We start from the raw sequence: 224 nt of genomic DNA, 5'->3' as shown, positions 1-224 counted from the left end.
GAACAGCATTTGGGGCTGTAGCTCAGCTGGTTAGAGCACCGTGTTGATAACGCGGGGGTCGTTGGTTCGAGTCCAACCAGCCCTACCAGTTTCTGTAGTCTGGAAATACCCATAGGGGGATTAGCTCAGCTGGGAGAGCACCTGCTTTGCAAGCAGGGGGTCGTCGGTTCGATCCCGTCATCCTCCACCAAAAGTTCAAACGTAAATCAGTGTTGAGTTCAACA

Annotated in this window: 2 tRNA genes; both read left to right on the top strand. The window is 52.7% G+C overall.

Annotated features, from left to right (window positions below):
* Positions 1–11 precede the first annotated feature (11 nt).
* A tRNA-Ile gene (locus KO539_RS30005) sits at positions 12–88 on the top strand.
* A gap of 26 nt (positions 89–114) precedes the next feature.
* Positions 115–190, top strand: a tRNA-Ala gene (locus KO539_RS30000).
* The last annotated feature ends 34 nt before the right edge of the window (positions 191–224 follow it).

The organism is Janthinobacterium sp. NKUCC06_STL, assembly GCF_019345455.1.
GTDB lineage: Bacteria > Pseudomonadota > Gammaproteobacteria > Burkholderiales > Burkholderiaceae_D > Janthinobacterium > Janthinobacterium rivuli.
Note: the sequence above shows the minus strand (reverse complement) of the source record. Positions and strands in the feature narration are given on the sequence as shown.